Below are 14263 nucleotides of genomic sequence, written 5' to 3'. Positions count from 1 at the left end.
GGTGGCCGCCGAACGCCGAAGTCTACCCCCGATAGCATGGCTGAGTGACTCCCGCCAACCTTGCTGACACCGTTCTCTCAGCCGCTCGTGCCGTATTCGAGACGCGCGGACTCGACGTCGCGCTGCTGCCCGCCGCGACGACGGTGGAGCGGCCGCGCAACCCCGAGCACGGCGACTACGCCTCCAACCTCGCCCTGCAGCTGGGCAAGAGGGCCGGCGTCGCCCCGCGCGAGCTGGCCACGGCGCTCGCCGAGGAGCTGCGCCGGCGGGACGGCGTCGAGGCGGTGGAGATCGCGGGGCCGGGCTTCCTGAACATCCGGCTGGACACCGCGTCGATCGGCGCGATCGCCGGGCTGGTGATCGAGGCCGGCTCAGCGTACGGCCACAACGACGCCCTGTCCGGCGAAAGGGTGAATCTGGAGTTCGTCTCGGCGAACCCGACCGGCCCGATCCATCTGGGGCACACCCGTTGGGCCGCGGTCGGCGACTCGCTGCGCCGGGTGCTGACCGCCGCCGGTGCCGAGGTGACGAGTGAGTACTACATCAACGACGCGGGCGCGCAGGTCGACCGGTTCGCCCGGTCGCTGTTCGCGGCGGCCAACGGTGAGCCCACGCCCGAGGACGGTTACGTCGGCGACTACATCACCGAGATCGCCAAGGAGATCACCGACGCCGATCCCGGCCTGGTCGGGCAGTCCGCCGAGCAGGCCCTGCCGATCTTCCTGGCCCGCGGCTACGAGCTGATGCTGAGGGAGATCCGGGAGAGCCTGGAGCGCTTCGGCGTGCACTTCGACGTCTGGTTCTCGGAGCAGACGCTGCACGGTGGCGGCGCGGTCGAGCACGCCATCGAGGAGCTGCGCAAGCAGGGCCACATCTTCGAGGACGGTGGCGCGATCTGGTTGCGCACCACCGACTTCACCGACGACAAGGACCGGGTGCTGATCCGGTCGAACGGTGAGAAGACCTACTTCGCGGCCGACGCGGCGTATTACATCAACAAGCGCGAGCGTGGCTTCGACCGCTGCATCTACCTGCTCGGCGCCGACCACCACGGCTACATCGGCCGGCTGAAGGCGATCGCGGCGTGCGCCGGCGACGACCCGAAGAAGAACATCGAGATCCTGATCGGCCAGTTGGTCAACCTGGTCCGCGGCGGGCAGCCGGTGCGGCTGTCGAAGCGGGCCGGCAACATCATCACGCTGGACGAGATGCTCGACGCGGTCGGGCCGGACGCCGCCCGTTACTCGCTGGCCCGGTCCTCCACCGACTCCACGCTGACGCTGGACATCGAGGAGATCACCAAGAACTCCAGCGACAACCCGGTCTTCTACGTGCAGTACGCGCATGCGCGGATCTGCTCGCTGCTGCGCAACGCCGAGGAGAAGAAGATCAACCGCGGCGAGGGGTACGACGCGTCGAAGCTCTCCCACGAGCGGGAGCGCAACCTGCTCAAGACGCTCGGCGAGTTCCCGGGTGTGGTGGCGACCGCCGCCGAGTTGCGGGAGCCGCACCGGATCGCGGTCTACCTGGAGGAGCGGGTGGCCACCGACTACCACCGCTTCTACGACGCCTGCCAGGTGCTGCCGAAGGGCGACGAGCCGGTGTCCGAGTTCGCGCAGTCGAGGCTGTGGCTGGTCGAGGCCACCCGAACGGTGCTGGCCAACGGGTTGGACCTCCTCGGGGTCTCCGCGCCGGAGAGGATGTAAGGCATGCGCGCACACGAGGCCGGGGCCCTGCACGGTGATCTCGGCAGTCGCGGGCCGGCCTGGCTGCGTACCCCCGAGGATGTGAACGCTCTGGTGCCGCAGCTGTGGCCGCGGACCGTGACCAGGACGGACGCCGGGGGTCTGGAGATCGGCGGCGTGAGCGTCGCCGATCTGGCGGCCGACTACGGCACGCCTGCCTACCTGCTCGACGAGGAGGACCTGCGCGCCCGCTGCCGGGACTTCAAGGCGGCCTTCGCCGAGGCGGACGTCTACTACGCGGGCAAGTCGTTCATCTGCAAGGCCGTGGTCCGGGTGATCGACGAGGAGGGGCTCTTCCTCGACGTCTGTTCCGGTGGCGAGCTGGCGGTGGCGCTGGCGGCCGGGTTCCCGCCCGAGCGGATCGGCTTCCACGGCAACAACAAGTCGGTGTCCGAGCTGCGGCGGGCGCTGGAGGCCGGGGTCGGCCGGATCATCGTCGACTCGTTCCACGAGATCGCCCGGCTGAGCGCGCTGGCCACCGAGCTGAGCAAGCGGCCCGGCGTGCTGCTCCGCGTCACCGTGGGTGTCGAGGCTCACACCCACGAGTTCATCGCGACCGCGCACGAGGATCAGAAGTTCGGGTTCTCGCTGTCCGGCGGTGCGGCGTTCGCCGCAGCGGCGCAGATCCTCGACGAGGGTGTGCTCGACCTGCGCGGCCTGCACTCGCACATCGGCTCGCAGATCTTCGACACCAGCGGGTTCGAGGTGGCGGCCCGGCGGATCCTGGAGCTGCAGGCGCAGATCCGGGACGCGCGCGGGGTGGAGCTGCCCGAGCTGGACCTGGGCGGGGGGTTCGGCATCGCCTACACCACGCAGGACGACCCGTCGACGCCCGGCGATCTGGCCAAGCGGATCAACAAGATCGTCGAGTCGGAGTGTGAGCTGGCCTCGCTGCGCAAGCCGCACCTGTCGATCGAGCCGGGGCGGGCCATCGTCGGGCCGGCCGTTCTGACCCTCTACGAGGTGGGGACGGTCAAGGACGTCGACGGCATCCGCACCTACGTGAGTGTGGACGGCGGGATGAGCGACAACATCCGCACCGCGTTGTACGACGCCTCCTACTCGGCGACGATGGCCAACCGGCGCAGTGACGCCGAGCCGTTGCTCGCCCGCGTTGTGGGAAAACATTGTGAGTCCGGGGACATTGTCGTGAAGGATGAATTCCTGCCCAGCGACGTGCAGCCCGGAGATCTTATCGCGGTCCCCGGGACCGGCGCGTATTGCCGGAGCATGGCCAGCAACTACAACCACGTTCCCAGGCCCCCCGTGGTCGCCGTCCGCGACGGCGCCGCCCGCGTCATCGTGCGCCGGGAGACCGAGGACGACCTGCTTGCATTGGATGTCGGATGAGCCCCGCCAAATCCGTCCGCCTGGCTTTGCTGGGCTGCGGCACCGTTGGTTCCGAAGTGGTCCGTCTGCTGCACGAGCAGCGTGACGACCTGACCGCCCGGATCGGCGCCCCTCTCGAGATAGCCGGCATCGCGGTGCGGCGGCTGGGCCGGGAGCGCGGCGATCTGCCGGTCGACCCCTCGCTCTTCACGACGGACGCGCTGGGCCTGGTCAAGCGCGACGACGTGGACGTGGTGATCGAGGTCGTCGGCGGCATCGAGCCGGCCCGGACGTGGCTGACCGAGGCGCTGCGGGCGGGCAAGAGCGTGGTCACCGCCAACAAGGCGCTGCTGGCCGAGGACGGCGGCGCGCTGCACGACGCGGCCGCCGACGGCGCGGCGGATCTCTACTACGAGGCGTCGGTGGCCGGCGCGATCCCGCTGCTGCGGCCGCTGCGCGAGTCGCTGCACGGCGACCGCGTGACCGCGGTCACCGGCATCGTGAACGGCACGACCAACTTCATCCTCTCCTCGATGGCGTCGACCGGCGCGGGGTTCAACGAGGCGCTGGAGGAGGCGACCGAGTTGGGGTATGCGGAAGCCGACCCCACCGCCGACGTGGAGGGCTTCGACGCCGCCGCGAAGGCCGCCATCCTCGCCTCGCTGGCCTTCCACACCCGGGTCAACGCCGCCGACGTGTTCCGTGAGGGCATGACCGGGGTGACCGCGGGCGACATGGCCAGCGCCAAGGAGATGGGCTGCACCATCAAGCTCCTGTGCATCGCCCAGCGCACCGCCGAGTCGGTGAGTGTGCGCGTGCACCCGGCGATGATCCCGCTCACCCACCCGCTGGCCAGTGTCGGCGACGCGTTCAACGCGGTGTTCGTCGAGACCGAGGCGGCCGGTCCGCTGATGTTCTACGGCAGGGGCGCCGGTGGCCGGCCGACCGCGAGCGCGGTGCTCGGCGACATCGTGGCGGCCGCCCGTAACCGGCTGACCGGTGCCCGCGCGCCGAGCGAGAGCAACTACGCCGAGCTGGCGGTCCGCCCGATCGGCGAGTCGCTGACCCGCTATCACATCAGCCTCGACGTGGCCGAGAAGCCTGGTGTCCTGGCCACCGTGGCCGGCGTCTTCGCCCGGCACGAGGTGTCGATCGCCACGGTCCGACAGTCTGGCCGGGCGGACGACGCGAAGCTGGTCATCGTCACGCACAGCGCGCCGGACGCGGCGCTGGCCGCCACGGTCGAGGCGCTGTCGGGGCTCGACATCGTCCGGTCGATCGCGAGTGTGCTGCGCGTCGAGGGTGGTGCCGGCTAGTGCTCGTGCGTGATCCGGACGGTCACGATGTCGAAGCCGTCTGCCATCGTCCTGAATAATGGTCATCCGGTCCCATGGACCGGATGAGTCCGGCACGCTGGGCCGGAACTTCCCAGCAGGAGTGAGGAGTACGGCCATGTGGCGGGGCTTGATCGAGGCATACCGGGACCGGCTGCCGGTCTCCGAAGCCACACCGGTGGTCTCGTTGCACGAGGGCAACACGCCGTTGGTGCCGGCGCCGGTGCTGTCCCAACGGGTCGGCGCCGACGTCTACCTGAAGGTGGAGGGCGCCAACCCGACCGGCTCCTTCAAGGACCGGGGCATGACGATGGCCGTCTCCAAGGCCGTCGAGGAGGGCGCCAAGGCGATCATCTGCGCGTCCACCGGCAACACCAGCGCCTCGGCCGCGGCGTACGCCGCACGGGCCGGGATCACCTGCGCCGTCCTCGTGCCGCAGGGCAAGATCGCGCTCGGCAAGCTGGCCCAGGCTCTGGTGCACGGCGCCCGCCTGCTCCAGGTCGACGGCAACTTCGACGACTGTCTGGCGCTGGCCTCCAAGCTGTCCCAGGACTACCCGGTGTCGCTGGTCAACTCGGTGAACATCTTCCGTCTGCACGGGCAGAAGACGGCGTCGTTCGAGATCGTCGAGGCGCTCGGTGACGCGCCGGACATCCACTGCCTGCCGGTCGGCAACGCCGGAAACATCTCCGCCTACTGGATGGGCTACCAGGAGGACCACGAGGCCGGCAACAGCACGCGGCTGCCGAAGATGTACGGCTTCCAGGCCTCCGGCGCCGCCCCGATCGTGAACGGGGCAGTGGTCGAGAACCCGTCGACGATCGCCACCGCCATCCGGATCGGCAACCCGGCGAGCTGGACCAAGGCGCTGGACGCCCGGGACGCGTCGGAGGGCCTGATCTCGGCGGTCACCGACCGGGACATCCTGACCGCGTACCGGTTGCTGGCCCGTGAGGTCGGCGTCTTCGTCGAGCTGGGCAGCGCGGCCAGTGTGGCGGGTCTGTTGCAGCAGGCGGCGGCGGGGCGGATCCCGGCCGGCTCGCGGGTGGTCTGCACGGTGACCGGGCACGGCCTCAAGGACCCGGAGTGGGCGATCTCGACCGCCCCGTCCCCGACCGTGATCGCGAACGACGCCCTGCTGGCGGCGAAGGCTCTCGACCTGGCCTAGCGCCTCTGGGTTTCCCCGGTTTCCGGATCGGCCGCAGCGTGGTCTGCCAGACTGAGGGTCATTCAGGACCTACCGGAGTTGCGGATCGCTGAAGGTCAGCGATCCGGTCTCTACCGTCCTGAATGATCCTCATCGGCTGCGGCCTCCTCGGCTGCCCGGGATCCGGCTTCACGGACGAGCAACTCCATCGCCTGGGCGACGATCGTCAACTCTTCCGCTGAGAGTCGGCTGAGGAGCTCGCGCTGCTTGGCGACCCCTGCCGTGATGATGCCCTCGATGACTTCGGTGCCCGCCTTCGTCAACCCGATCCGGCGTACGCGCCGATCGTTCACATCCTCCGTGCGCGTGATGAGATCCTGCACGACGAGGCGGTCGACCATGCCGCTGAGCGCCGCGGCGCCGACACCGAGCAATCGGGCGAGCTCTCCACCGGCGAGCGTGCCGTGCCGGGAGAGCAGCAACATGATCTTGAGTTGCGACATCGTCAGGTGTGACGAGAAGAGCGGGTCCGACCGGTCGTCGGCGAACAGGTGCTCGAGCTGGATCGACGAACCCATGATGTCCGCGATGAGCTTCTCTTTCGGGCCCAGCGCCTGCTCCTTTTGTGACGTTCGGTGTTGCTGCTGGACGGTACCAGGGGGCCCGGTGAAAAACCATTTGTTCGCGTCATGCAAACTATCAATATCGACCGAACGATTCTCGGGGGAGCGCCCATGTCAGCTCTGACACGGCTCAGCCTTGCCAACCGAGGTCTCGTCGCCCTGATCGCAATCGTGATCAGCGGCTTCGGGCTCTATGCGATCCCGTCCCTCAAGCAGCAGCTCTTCCCCTCGATCGAGCTGCCCGCCGCGTTCGTCAGCGCGGTGTTGCCCGGAGCCTCGCCGGAAACGGTCGAGGACCAGGTGACGAAGCCGATCGAGGACGCGGTCAAGGGCATCGACGGGATCGACACCGTCACGTCCACCTCCCGCGAGAACGCGTCGAGCGTCGTCGTGATGTTCGAGTTCGGCACGGACATCGAGTCCGCCGTCAACCAGGTCACCACCTCGCTCAACCGGATCCAGGCGCAGCTGCCGGAGAACGTGGAGCCCCAGGTCTTCGCCGGTGGCACCGACGACATCCCGGCGATCGTGCTCGCGGCGTCCGGCGGCTCCGACGAGGCCGACCTGCTGCGGCGGCTCAACGAGACCGTCGTGCCGGAGCTCAACGGGATCGAGGGCGTCCGGGACACCCAGGTCACCGGCGCCCGCGCCAAGCAGGTCGTGATCACCCCCGATCTGGCGAAGATGGGGGCGGCCGGCGTCAACCCGTCGTCGCTGACCGCGGTGCTCCAGGCCAACGGCGTCTCCATCCCGGCCGGCGCGGTCGCCCAGGCGGACAAGTCGCTGACCGTGCAGGTCGGCACCCCGATCACCTCGGTCGACCAGCTCAAGGACGTCTACCTGACCGGCTCGCGCGGCCCGGTCCGTCTCGGTGACGTCGCGGCGGTGGAGAGCAAGCTGCCGGCCGCCGAGTCGTACACGCGGACCGACGGGGTGAACAGCCTCGGCATCGCGGTCACGGCCCGGCCCGACGGCAACCCGGTCTCGATCTCGCACGAGGTCCGCGACCTGCTCGCTGAGCTGCAGAAGGACTCCGGCGCCACGCTCACGGTCATCACCGACCAGGCGCCGTACGTGGAGAGGTCCATCGAGAGCCTGACCACCGAGGGCCTGCTCGGCCTCGTGATGGCGGTCGTGGTCATCCTGGTCTTCCTGCTCAGCGTCCGCTCGACCCTGGTCACCGCGGTCTCCATCCCGCTGTCCGTGCTGGTCGCGCTGATCGCCCTGTGGATCGGCGACTACACCCTCAACCTGCTCACCCTCGGCGCGCTGACGATCGCGGTCGGCCGGGTGGTGGACGACTCGATCGTCGTCCTGGAGAACATCAAGCGCCACCTGGAGTACGGCGAGGAGAAGGTGCACGCCATCCTCGGCGCGGTCCGTGAGGTGGCCGGCGCCGTGGTCGCCTCGACGCTCACCACGGTCGCCGTGTTCGCCCCGATCGCTCTGGTCGGCGGCCTGGTCGGGCAGATCTTCTCGTCCTTCGCGATCACCGTGACGGTGGCGCTGCTGGCCTCGCTGTTCGTGTCGCTGACCATCGTGCCGGTGCTGGCCTTCTGGTTCCTCAAGCCGCCGCCCGCGGGCGCCGACAACGAGGCCGTCCGCAAGGCCGCCGAGGAGAAGGAGCTGCGCAGCCCGCTGCAGCGCGGCTACCTGCCGGTGATCCGGTTCGCCACCACCAGGCGCTGGACCACGGTGCTGATCGGCATCGTGGTGCTGATGGGCACGTTCGCACTCTCCACCCGCCTGGAGACCAACTTCCTCGACGAGTCGGGGCAGGACAGCCTGACCATCAGCCAGGAGCTGCCGGCCGGCACCAACCTGGCGGCCACCGACGAGGCGGCGAAGAAGGTCGAGGCCGTGCTCGCGGCCCGCGACGACATCACGACCTACCAGGTCACCGTCGGTGGCAACTCGGCCAACCCGTTCGCCGGGGCGGTGGCTCGGGCACGGCCAACTTCAACGTGGCGCTGGACGAGGACGCCGACGCCGAGAAGATCTCCGACGAGCTCCGCGACCAGTTCGCTAGGCTGACCGACGCCGGCGAGATCAAGATCGGTCAGGACAGCTCCGGCCTGGGCAGCAGCCAGCTCTCCGTGCAGGTCGCCGCGGCCGACAACGAGGTCCTCGCCACCACCACCGAGCAGGTCCGGGCCGCGATGGCCGGAGTGACCGGCGTCACCGACGTGGACACCACGTTGGTGGCCAGCGTGCCCCGGCTCGAGGTGGAGGTGAACCGCAAGGCCGCCGCGGAGGCCGGGCTCACCGAGGCGCAGATCGGCCAGACCGTGGCCGGCATGTTCCGCAGCGTCCCGGCCGGTCAGATCAGCGTCGACGGCGCCAGCGAGGACGTGGTGATCTCGTTCGGCTCGGCGCCGGCCGACCCGGACGCGCTGCGGGCCCTGCCGTTGACCACCGCCCGCGGTCCCGTGCCGCTGGACCAGGTCGCCGACGTCAAGGAGGTCGGCGGTCCGCCCACGATCACCCGCGTCGACGGCAACCGGACGGCCAGCGTCACCGGCGCGGTCGTCGGCTCCGACCTGCGCAAGGTCAACGCCGACCTCAAGACCGCACTCGACGCCCTCCAGACGCCGCCCGGCGCGGAGATCGCCATCACGGGTGTCGGCGCCGACCAGGCGGAGGCCTTCGAACAGCTCGGCCTGGCCGTGCTGGCGGCCATCGCGATCGTCTTCATCATCATGGTCGCGACCTTCCACAGCCTGCTCCAGCCGGTGATCCTGCTGGTGTCGATCCCGTTCGCGGCGACCGGCGCGATCGGCCTCCTGCTGATCACCGGCACCCCGCTCGGCGTACCGGCCCTGATCGGTGTGCTGATGCTGGTCGGCATCGTGGTGACCAATGCGATCGTGCTGATGGACCTGATCAACCATTACCGCGCCGAGGGGTACGGGGTGCAGGAGGCCGTGATCGAGGGCGGCCGGCACCGGTTGCGCCCGATCCTGATGACCGCGATCGCGACCATCTTCGCGCTCATCCCGATGGCGCTGGGCCTCACCGGCGAGGGCGGTTTCATCTCGCAGCCGCTGGCCATCGTGGTGATCGGCGGTCTGGTCAGCTCCACCCTGCTGACGCTGGTGCTGGTGCCGACGCTCTACACGCTGGTGGAGAACCGTAAGGAGAAGAGCCGCGCCAAGCGTCTCGCCAAGCGGCTGCGCAAGGGCAAGGGCGGCGACGCCGTCGCGCCGAGGCACGCCGCCGACGAGCCGGCCGACGACCTGGTCCCGGCCGCGGCGGCGCCGGACTCCAGCGGCGGCGCGCACGAGGCCCGTTCCGAGCCGGGCAAGTCGGCGCTGCGGGGCTTCACCGACCAGTTCGAGGTGCTGAAGATGCCGCGTAAACCGGCTGGTCCCGCCGAGTAGGCGGTTCACGAAGGCGACGCCCGGTCCCCGGTGGGGCCGGGCGTCGCCTATATGGTCGGTACGTGCCAGCAGCCTTCTCGGTCCTTACCCGCAATCGTGACTTCCGCCGCCTCTTCGCGGCCGAGCTGGTCGTCTTCGGCGCCGACTGGTTCGTCATGGTCCCGTTGCTCGTGCTGCTCCCCGAGCTGACCGGCGGCGGCACCCTGGGGGCCATGGTGCTCGCCGCGGACACCGGGATCCTGGCGCTGCTGCTCCCGTGGACGGGCACGATCGCCGACCGCCTGGACCGCCGGAAGATCCTGATCGTGGCGAACGCCGCGGCCTTCCTGTCGGTGCTGCTGCTCTTCGCGGTGCGGTCCGCGGCCACCGCCCCGCTGGCACTGGTCGCGGTCGGGGCGATCGCGGTGTCCAAGGCCTTCTACTCCCCGGCGGCGTCGGCGGCGCTGCCGAACCTGGTGGACCCGGAGGATCTCGCCGCCGCGAACACGATCGCCGGGTCCGCCTGGGGCACCATGACGGTGGTGGGGGCGTCGCTGGGTGGCGTGGTCAGCAGCGTTTTCAGCCCGTACGCCTGCTTTGCCGTGACGGCCGTCTGCCTGCTCACCGGAAGCCTTCTCACCACCCTGATCCGACGGCCGATGCAGGCGCCGCGCAGCGGTGACGGCGAGCCGGTCCGGGCCATGGCCGCCCTGGCGGAGTCGCTGCGCTACATCGGCGCCCGCCCGCGACTGCGCGCCCTGGTCACGGTGAAGTCCGCGGTCGGGCTCGGCAACGGGGTGCTGACCGTGTTCCCGCTGATCGCGGCGGCGCACGGGGTCGGCGCGCTCGGCGCCGGACTGTTGTTCGCGTTGCGTGGTGCGGGCGCGCTGGTCGGCCCGCTGGTGATGCGCCCGGTGCTGAACCGGCCGTCCTGGCTGTTGCCCGGCCTGGCGCTGTCCATGGGCCTGTACGGCATCGGCTACCTGGGCGTCGCGTTCGCGACGTGGTTCCCGCTGGTGGCCGCGCTGGTCTTCGTCGCGCACTTCGCCGGCGGCAGCAACTGGGTGCTGTCCAACTTCGCGTTGCAGGGTGAGGTGCCGGACGCGCTGCGGGGCCGGGTGTTCGCCACCGACATGATGCTGGCGACGCTGGCGATCGCGGTGAGCCAACTGCTCGCGGGCGCGGCCATCGACCGGGTCGACTCGAAGTGGATCATCGCGGGCTGCGCGTCGATCACACTCACCTACGCGATCGGCTGGCGGATCGCGACCCGTCGGCTCCAGCCCTCGGCCGAGCCGACATTCGGGATTACTGGTACCGGGGACCTTCCTCCGAAATGATCACGCCCTAGCATGTGGCGATGGGCTTGACCTTCGTCACCGAAACGGTCTCCGTCAGCACGCCGGCGACCAGCGCCAACCTCGGCCCCGGCTTCGACGCCCTGGGCCTGGCGCTCACGCTGCACGACGACCTGTCGGCACGGGTGACCGACGGCGGGTTCTCCGTGACGGTGCTCGGCGAGGGCGCCGGTGACCTGCCGACCGACGCCGACCACCTGGTGGTCCGCGCGATGCTGGCGACGTTCGACGAGGCGGGCGGGCGCCCGGCCGGCCTGGCCGTCGAGTGCGTCAACCGGATCCCGCAGGCGCGTGGCATGGGCAGCTCGTCGGCGGCCATCGTCGGTGGCGTGCAACTGGCCCGTGGCCTGATCGCCGGTGGCCTCGACCTGATCGACGACGCGGCCGCCCTGCGCATCGCGGCCCGCATCGAGGGCCACCCCGACAATGTCGCTCCGTGCCTGCTCGGAGGGTTCACGGTGGCCTGGACCGAGCCGGACGGGGCACGGGCGGTTAAGCTGACGCCGGCCGCGGGTGTGCGCCCGACGGTTTTCGTCCCGGCCGAGATGGGGTATACGGCGTCCGCGCGAGCCGCGCTGCCGTCCGAGGTGCCGCATCACGACGCCGCTTTCAACGCCGGGCGGGCAGCGCTGCTCACGCACGCTCTCACGAGTGATCCGTCGCTGCTCTTCGCTGCCACCGAGGACCGTCTGCACCAGGGCTACCGCGCTCCGGGAATGCCGGCCACGGCGGCTCTGGTGGCGGCCCTGCGCTCGGCCGGAGTGGCCGCCGTGGTCAGCGGCGCCGGTCCGACCGTGCTGGCGTTGACCGAGGTCCCGGGCGATTTCGCACCCGGCGCGCACTGGCACAGCGAAGTGCTGGGCGTGGATGACGCCGGTGCTCGTGTGAAAGGGGGTATGGTGGAACACGCCGAGCGGGGTCCTGTTGCCGCAGGTCGCACGAGTTGACTACGCTCAAGACCTAGCACAGCCGCGAAGCAAGCGATCTCTGCGGTTCGGCGCACCCCCGAGATTTCTGGGTCTTCTGGCCTTTCTCAACTCTCAGCAAGGCAAACGCCGGGCAGCAGTCGATAGATTGCTGCACTCGCCGAGACCTACCCGCCGACAGTCGACGGGCAGGGATACCGTCGAGCTGCCGTGCTGCACGAACTCCCGCGCCGCTGTTGCGAAGCGGGTTCCGAGGGCACCCGGCCCAAGGCTGAAGTTCCGGGTGGACTCGGGCTTTTTCCGACGGAAGGAATCCATTGAGCGACACCACCGACGTGACGTCGGGTGTTTCTGACGTCGCTGACGGCGCAGGCACCACCGCGACCGCTACGAAGCGCCGCCGGGGCGGCACCGGGCTGTCCGCCATGCTGCTGCCGGAGTTGCAGAGCCTCGCTGCCTCCCTCGGCATCTCCGGCACCGCCCGGATGCGCAAGGGTGAGCTGATCGCCGCGATCACCGAGCGCCAGAGCGGTGGCGCCCCCGCTGCTGCCGCCGCCGAGACGGCTCCCCGCCCGCGCACCAACGGCTCCGACGCCGTCGCCCAGGCTCCCGCCCAGGCCGCTCCGGTCGAGGCACCGCAGGCCGCGGCCACGCCGGCGGAGACCGCGCCGGCCGAGACCGCGCCGGCCGAGCGCCCGTCCCGGAGCCGCAGGGAGCGCGGCTCCCGGGAGAGCGCTCCGCGCCAGCAGGAGACCGCGGCCGTGACGGCCGAGGCTCCCGCCCCCGCCGTGACGGCCGAGGCCACCGCGCCCGCGCCGGTTGCCGAGCCCACCGAGCGCCCGGAGCGGGGTGAGCGTCCCGAGCGGGGCGAGCGTCCCGAGCGCAACCGGGACCGGCAGCGCAACCAGCGTGACGGCCAGCAGCGTGACGGCCAGCGTGACAACCAGCAGCGTGACGACCGTGGTCCGCGTGACGGCCAGCAGCGTGACGACCGTGGTCCGCGTGACGGCCAGCAGCGTGACGACCGTGGTCCGCGTGACAACCAGCAGCGTGACGACCGTGGTCCGCGTGACAACCAGCAGCGCGACGACCGTGGTCCGCGCGACGGCCAGGGTCACGACGACGGGGACGACGACAGCGAAGCCGGCCGCCGGAGCCGTCGCAGCCGCTTCCGGGACCGTCGCCGCGGTCGTGACCGTGACGACAACCCGCGCGAGGAGCGCACTGGTGGCCAGCGTGAGGGCCGGGAGCCGCACGTGACCGAGGACGAGGTTCTCGTCCCGGTCGCCGGCATCCTGGACGTGCTGGACAACTACGCGTTCGTGCGTACCACCGGCTACCTCTCCGGACCGAACGACGTCTACGTCTCGATGTCGCAGGTCAAGAAGTACGGTCTGCGCCGCGGCGACGCGGTGACCGGCGCCGTGCGGTCCACCCCGCGTGACAGTGGCAACGACGGGCAGCGGCGGGACAAGTACAACCCGCTGGTCCGTCTCGACACCATCAACGGGATGGAGCCGGACGAGGCCCGTCGCCGGCCCGAGTTCTACAAGCTCACCCCGCTCTACCCGCAGGAGCGCCTGCGGCTGGAGACCGAGCCGCACATCCTCACCACCCGCATCATCGACCTGGTGATGCCGATCGGTAAGGGCCAGCGCGCGCTCATCGTCTCCCCGCCGAAGGCCGGTAAGACGATGGTCCTGCAGGCCCTGGCCAACGCGATCACCCGCAACAACCCCGAGTGCCACCTGATGGTCGTGCTCGTGGACGAGCGGCCCGAAGAGGTCACCGACATGCAGCGCACGGTGAAGGGCGAGGTCATCGCGGCCACGTTCGACCGTCCGCCGCAGGACCACACCACGGTCGCCGAGCTCGCCATCGAGCGGGCGAAGCGGCTGGTCGAGCTGGGCCACGACGTGGTCGTGCTGCTCGACTCGGTGACCCGCCTCGGCCGGTCGTACAACCTGGCTGCTCCGGCCTCCGGCCGCATCATGTCGGGTGGTATCGATTCGACCGCGCTCTACCCGCCGAAGCGCTTCCTCGGCGCGGCGCGCAACATCGAGAACGGTGGCTCGCTCACCATCCTCGCGACCGCGCTGGTCGAGACCGGGTCGATGATGGACACGGTCATCTTCGAGGAGTTCAAGGGCACGGGTAACGCCGAGCTCAAGCTCGACCGGAAGATCGCCGACAAGCGGATCTTCCCGGCCGTGGACGTCTCCGCCTCCAGCACCCGTAAGGAAGAGATCCTGCTGGGCAAGGAGGAGCTGGCGATCATCCACAAGCTCCGCAAGGTGCTCAGCTCGCTGGAGTCCGGCGCTGCCCTGGACCTGCTGATGGACCGGCTCAAGCAGACCCGGACCAACATCGAGTTCCTGATGCAGATCGCCAAGTCCACGCCTGGCGAATAAACGAATAAAAACAACGCAGCCCACCCAAACG

Annotated in this window: 8 protein-coding genes and 1 pseudogene; 8 read left to right on the top strand and 1 reads right to left on the bottom strand. The window is 70.1% G+C overall.

The features are described 5' to 3' along the window. The first annotated feature begins 44 nt into the window (after positions 1-44). The 4 genes from argS (at position 45) to thrC (ending at position 5576) form a co-directional block, all read left to right on the top strand. On the top strand, positions 45-1706 hold the full coding sequence (argS, locus tag ACQPZW_RS44145; RefSeq protein WP_433791961.1) for an arginine--tRNA ligase: 1662 nt from the start codon (positions 45-47) through the stop codon (positions 1704-1706). Between the two features lie 3 nt (positions 1707-1709). Then, positions 1710-3095 carry a diaminopimelate decarboxylase gene (gene lysA, locus ACQPZW_RS44140; RefSeq protein WP_433791960.1) on the top strand — a complete coding sequence of 462 codons (1386 nt, stop codon included), beginning with the start codon at positions 1710-1712 and terminating at the stop codon, positions 3093-3095. Next, entirely contained in the window at positions 3092-4390 is a 1299-nt protein-coding gene (locus ACQPZW_RS44135; RefSeq protein WP_433791959.1) for a homoserine dehydrogenase, read from the top strand. Before lysA ends, ACQPZW_RS44135 begins: the two co-directional genes overlap by 4 nt. Positions 4391-4526: 136 nt before the next feature. Then, positions 4527-5576, top strand: a complete 1050-nt coding sequence (gene thrC, locus ACQPZW_RS44130; protein WP_433791958.1) for a threonine synthase — start codon at positions 4527-4529, stop codon at positions 5574-5576. A 110-nt stretch (positions 5577-5686) separates the two neighbouring features. Here thrC and ACQPZW_RS44125 read toward each other — a convergent pair whose 3' ends face one another. Next, entirely contained in the window at positions 5687-6250 is a 564-nt protein-coding gene (locus ACQPZW_RS44125) for a MarR family transcriptional regulator (RefSeq protein ID WP_433791957.1), read from the bottom strand. A 39-nt stretch (positions 6251-6289) separates the two neighbouring features. Here ACQPZW_RS44125 and ACQPZW_RS44120 point away from each other — a divergent pair. The 4 genes and pseudogenes from ACQPZW_RS44120 to rho all read left to right on the top strand — a co-directional run bounded on the left by ACQPZW_RS44120 (position 6290) and on the right by rho (position 14232). Continuing rightward, a pseudogene (locus ACQPZW_RS44120) lies at positions 6290-9558 on the top strand (efflux RND transporter permease subunit). A 62-nt stretch (positions 9559-9620) separates the two neighbouring features. Next, a complete protein-coding gene (locus ACQPZW_RS44115) occupies positions 9621-10877 on the top strand; it encodes an MFS transporter (protein WP_433791956.1) in 1257 nt (418 codons plus the stop codon). Positions 10878-10897: 20 nt separating this feature from the next. After that, entirely contained in the window at positions 10898-11842 is a 945-nt protein-coding gene (thrB, locus tag ACQPZW_RS44110; protein WP_433791955.1) for a homoserine kinase, read from the top strand. A 296-nt stretch (positions 11843-12138) separates the two neighbouring features. Beyond that, positions 12139-14232 (top strand): transcription termination factor Rho, encoded by a 2094-nt coding sequence (gene rho / locus ACQPZW_RS44105; RefSeq protein WP_433791954.1) that lies wholly within the window; start codon positions 12139-12141, stop codon positions 14230-14232. Positions 14233-14263: the final 31 nt, after the last annotated feature.

Source organism: Actinoplanes sp. CA-252034, assembly GCF_050956125.1.
GTDB lineage: Bacteria > Actinomycetota > Actinomycetes > Mycobacteriales > Micromonosporaceae > Actinoplanes.
The sequence above is the reverse complement of the archived record's forward strand: the minus strand, read 5'-3'. Positions and strand labels throughout refer to the sequence as shown.